Raw genomic sequence first — 4,876 nt, 5'->3', positions numbered from 1 at the left:
GCCGCCTGGGCTTTGGCCATCGGAGCTTCGCGGTCGCTTGCCCGCTCGCCCCGCTCGGCGTCGCCTCGAATCCGGTTTCTGTACGTCGGCCCGCGCTTTCGCTCCACGCTTCCTCCCCACGGTCGGTTGCCCTTCCGCGGTTGCGCTTCGCTTCGGTTGCGACGGCCTGCTTCCGAGAGGACTTACACCTCCAAGGTCATGCCCATGCTGGGCGCACAAGACGAGGGCGCGGACCCCGTGGTCCGCGCCGCTTCGGAATTCCCGATTGTGCGACTACTTCGCGAGCGTCGTGAAAAACGTCTCGCCCTCGCGCTTGATGAGCAGGAGCGCGGTCTGGCCGGACCCCATGCCCGTGAGCGCGTCGATCACGTCCTTCGGACCGGACACCGGCTTGCGGTTGATTTGCAGGATCACGTCGCCGTCGCGGATGCCCGCGTCCTCGGCGGCGCTTCCCGAGGTGACCCGCGCCACGAACGCACCCTCGCCGGGCTTGAGCCGCAGCGCACGCGCCACGTCCGGCGTCACGCCCGTCACCGTCAGGCCGAGTTGCTCCTGCTCGTCCTGCGTTTTGGCGGGCGTATTCTCGTCGGGCATCTGCGCCACGGTCACGTCCACGTTCTTCGATTTTCCGTCGCGCCAGATCTCGACGGGCACGCTCGCGTCCACCTCGGTCTCGGCGACCAGCAGCGGCAGGTCGTGCGAGTCGTCTACCGATTTGCCGTTGAACTTGCGGATCACGTCGCCGCGCTCGATGCCGGCCTTGGCCGCGGGCGAGTCGTCGAAGACGTCGCCGACCAGCGCGCCCTTGGGATCGTCGAGACCCACGGCCTTGGCGATTTCGGGCGAGAGCGGCTGGATCATGACGCCGAGCCATCCGCGTGTGACCGTGCCGCTGGCCTGAAGCTGCGCGACGATCTTTTTCGCGAGATTCACGGGAATCGCGAACCCGATGCCCTGCCCCGACGCGTTGATCATGGCGTTGATGCCGATAACCTCGCCGCGCGTGTTGAGCAGCGGGCCGCCGGAATTGCCGGGGTTGATCGACGCGTCGGTCTGGATGAAATCGTCGTAGGGCCCCGCGCCGATCACACGGCCCTTGGCCGACACGATGCCGGCGGTGACGGTGTGCGACAGGCCGAACGGATTGCCGATCGCCACGACCCACTCGCCCACCTCGACCTTGTCCGAATCGCCGAGCGGCACGACGGGCAGAGCTTTGGGGTCCTCGATCTTGATGACGGCCAGATCCGTCTTCGGGTCCGCGCCGATGATCTTCGCGGTGAAGACGCGTTCATCCACCAGCTTCACCTTCACCTTTTCGGCATCACGCACGACATGGTTGTTGGTGATGATGTAGCCGTCTTCGCTGATGATGAATCCCGAGCCCTGCCCGCGCTGCACGAAATCGCGCTCGGGCACGCCCCACTGCTTGAAGAACTCGAAGAACGGATCGCCCTGGCGAAACGGCATGTTGGTCATGCCGCCCGCGCGCACGCGCTTTTCGACTTCCAGATAGGCCACCGCCGGCGTGGCCTTCTTCGCCAGTTCGACGAACGAGCGACTCGCGGCGTTGAGATCGTCGGTGGACGGCACGGGCGTGGCCGAATCGGCCGCCTGCTGATCGACGTCGGGTTTGTCCGGCTCGTTCGTGAGCGTCTTTTCGTCGGCGACGCACACGACGGTGGACATCGCGACCAGCAGCAGCGCGACGATCGTCGCGACGCGTCGGTGTTTCATCGAGTCGATCTCCGCATCGTTCGCCCGTTGGGTGGACATGGACCCGCTAACCCCTCGCCTGCACGAAACGCAGGCGCAAATCACGCAGCGTGTGGGACAGGAACTGCTCTTCCTCGACCGTCAGGTTGCCCTTCGTCTTCTCGGACAGGAGCCCGATCAGGTCGATCGTCTGCTTCGCCATCGGCAGATCCTTGTGGCTCTTGCCGTCCGGGTCCGCCAGATCACCCATGGCCATCATGGCCGACGTGGCGAGCGAAAAGATGAGGCTCATGAAGTTGAGCTCGGGCATCGGCTCCGACGCATGGGCGTGGTCGTGCTCGTGCGCATCGGAATCTTCCCCGGTCCCGGTCGGCTTCTGCTCCGACGTCTCCACCTTCGCGGCCGGCTCCTCCGTCTCCACCGGTCCCTCGGCGCTTCCCCGATATCTTCGCTTGTCCGTGACCTTGATCTCGCTCTCCTTGGCGTCCTCAGACATCGCCGTCCCCCTGCTGGTTCCGTCGTTTGGTCCCCAACGCCGACATCGGTCAGGCGTCGCCGTTCGTTTTGTCGTTCTCTCCCATCGCCGGTTCCTGCGGCGCGGATGGTTCCGCCGCCACGCACACCTTGGCCGCGCGCAGCAGCCGAGACTTGAACCGATACCCCACCTGGAACTCGGCCGTCACGCGACCGGGTTCGATGCCCGTCCCCGGCTGCGCCATAAGCACCTCGTGGACGTTCGGGTCCAGCGCATCGCCGGGCGCGGCGTGGATCTCCTCGAGCCCGAGCCCGCCGAGTTGCCCGAGCAATTGCCGCTGCACGGCCTCGATCCCCGTGCGCAACGCACCCGCGTCGGTCGCGTTCGCCGCGGACGCCACCGCGAGAGCGAAGCTGTCCAGCACCGGCAGAATCGCCTCGATCGCCCGCGCCTGCCCTTCGATCACGCCGCGCGAGTACTCTCCCGCGTTTTTCTTGCGGTAGTTGTCGAACTCCGCGGCGAGACGTTGCAACTGGTCCACGAGTTCTCGCTCGCGCGCTTTCGCCTGCTCGATCGGATCGACCGGCGTTTCGACCGCCGGAGCCGATCCGTCGCCATTGCCGTCCGAAACCGCCTCCGCCGCCCCATTCTCCTCGCCGCCGTCGTCGATCGGGATTTCCATGACGATTCCATTCCTCATTTCGTTTTAAGCGGCATCACTGCGCGCCGCGCGGATGAACGGGATTGTTGCGCTCGAATTCGCGAATCAGCTCGCGGCTTTTTTCGTCCACGTTCTTCGGCACGACGATCCGAATGGTCACGAACAGGTCGCCGGGCGCGTGGCCCTTTCGCGCGACGCCCTTGCCCGCGAGACGCAGCACCTGCCCCGACGATGTGCCCGGCGCGCTCGCGATGGTGCTCGTGCCGTCGGGCGTCGGAACGGGGATCTTCGCGCCGCAAATCGCCTCGGCCACCGTGACCGGCACCGATACACGCAGGTCGTCGCCGTCACGCACGAAGTCGTGGTGCGGTTCGACCGTCACGCGCAGGATGAGGTCGCCCGAAGCGCCGCCGTGGGCCGCGCCGCCCTTGCCGCGCAGCCGGATCTTGCCTCCGTCCGAGATTCCAGCGGGAACCTTGAACGTGATGTTGTCCGGGCCGCCGGGCTGTTGCACCGTCACGGTCATCTGCGTGCCGCGAATGGCATCCAGGAACGGAATCCGAATCTCGGCCTCGACGTCCTGCCCGCGTGCGGTGCGGCGTCCGCCGCCGAAACGGCCTCCGTGCCCGCCGAAGCCGCCGGACGGCCCGCCGCCCATGTCGAAACGCCCGCCGAACAGCTCCTGCAAAATGTCGGAGAAGCCGTGCGCTTCGTAAGTCTGCCCGAAGCCCGAGAACGAGCCGCCCATGTTGCGGAAGTCAAAGTTGGAGAAGTCGAAGCCGGGTTGCCCGTTGCCCGCGTGACCGAACCGGTCGTACTTGGCGCGCGCCTCGGCATTCGAGAGCACCGCGTAGGCTTCGTTCACTTCCTTGAAACTCGTCTCGGAGGCTTTGTCACCGGGGTTGAAGTCCGGGTGGTACTGCTTGGCCAGTCGGCGATAGGCGGTCTTGATCGCCTTGTCGTCGGCGTCGCGCTTCACGCCCAGCACGTCGTAATAGTCGCGCTTCGCCACGGGTGTTCGCTCCTGAGTCCGCCGACAAAAAATCCACACCGCCGAGCAGGGCCGGGGTGTGGATCCGTCGCGCCCGTCCCGGCGGTGATTATCCGGCTCCGGTGACGCCCGGCGCACTGCCCGCCTTGAGAATCCGAATCGTCAGCACCCCGGCGGCCATCTGTGCGCGGACCGCGCCTTCCTCGACGGCAGACGGCAGATCGATCGTCCGCGACATCCCCCCGGCGGTCTGTTCAACCTGCACCGGGGTCAGCCCGTCGGGGATCCACGCGCGCCGCGTAGTGCGGACCGTCGCGCGTTGGCCGTGCACCGTTACCGCCACGTCATCGACGCCCACGCCCGGCACGTCGATCGTGATGTGGTACGCGTCCGCGGTCTCAACGAGGTCGCAGGGCAGCGAGCCCGGCTCCGCCACCGCCGAACGGTCGCGCGACGCGCCGGGCGTCTCCATCGTTTTCGACTGGAGACGCCGCGTCAGTTCCCGCGACAATCCGATGAGTTCGTCCGCGTCGGTCATTCCCCGCTCGGTTTTCGCCCGGGCTCAGTGTCGTCGATCCCCCGGTTTCCGTCCACCACTCGGTTCTCTTCGACCATTCAGTTCTCTTCGACCACCTCGGCGTCGATCACGTCGTCGCCGCCACGGGGAGGCGGGGGCGCGCCGCCGCCGGCTGGACCGCCCGGCTCGGCCGGTCCAGCGCCGCCTTGCGCCGATGCCTTCTTGTACATCGCCTCGGCCATCTTGTGGCTCGCGGCCTCCAGCGCCTGCATGCGGCGCGTGATTTCGTCGATGTTATCGCCTTCGAGCGCCTTGCGCACGTCCTTGATCGCCTGCTCGATGGTCTGCCGGTCGGCCTCGTCCACGGCGTCCTTGTTTTCGTTCAACAGCTTTTCCATCGAATACGCCTGCGAGTCGGCCTGATTGCGCGTTTCGATCTCCTCGCGGCGCGCCTTGTCCTCGCTGGCGTGCGACTCGGCGTCGTTCACCATCTTTTTCACTTCGTCGTCGGACAGG

6 protein-coding genes are annotated in these 4,876 nt (G+C 66.6%); all 6 read right to left on the bottom strand.

Annotation, left to right across the window (positions count from 1 at the left end; translation table 11 throughout):
• Positions 1 to 273: 273 nt before the first annotated feature.
• Entirely contained in the window at positions 274 to 1,737 is a 1,464-nt protein-coding gene (locus IT350_20280) for a DegQ family serine endoprotease (GenBank protein ID MCC6160401.1), read from the bottom strand.
• Between the two features lie 46 nt (positions 1,738 to 1,783).
• A complete protein-coding gene (locus IT350_20275; protein MCC6160400.1) occupies positions 1,784 to 2,026 on the bottom strand; it encodes a DUF1844 domain-containing protein in 243 nt (80 codons plus the stop codon).
• 235 nt (positions 2,027 to 2,261) lie between these two features.
• Positions 2,262 to 2,873 carry a nucleotide exchange factor GrpE gene (gene grpE, locus IT350_20270; GenBank protein ID MCC6160399.1) on the bottom strand — a complete coding sequence of 204 codons (612 nt, stop codon included), beginning with the start codon at positions 2,871 to 2,873 and terminating at the stop codon, positions 2,262 to 2,264.
• Positions 2,874 to 2,907: 34 nt separating this feature from the next.
• Positions 2,908 to 3,864, bottom strand: coding sequence for a J domain-containing protein (locus IT350_20265; protein MCC6160398.1), 957 nt, complete (start codon positions 3,862 to 3,864; stop codon positions 2,908 to 2,910).
• Between the two features lie 88 nt (positions 3,865 to 3,952).
• Complete coding sequence (locus tag IT350_20260) at positions 3,953 to 4,381, bottom strand: Hsp20/alpha crystallin family protein (GenBank protein MCC6160397.1); 429 nt, start codon at positions 4,379 to 4,381, stop codon at positions 3,953 to 3,955.
• 77 nt (positions 4,382 to 4,458) lie between these two features.
• Positions 4,459 to 4,876, bottom strand: a 418-nt coding sequence (locus tag IT350_20255) for an Hsp70 family protein (protein MCC6160396.1), incomplete at its 5' end; no start/stop codon positions are given.

The sequence above is a fragment of the Deltaproteobacteria bacterium genome, from assembly GCA_020845895.1.
Taxonomy (GTDB): domain Bacteria; phylum Lernaellota; class Lernaellaia; order JACKCT01; family JACKCT01; genus JADLEX01.
Note: the sequence above shows the minus strand (reverse complement) of the source record. Positions and strands in the feature narration are given on the sequence as shown.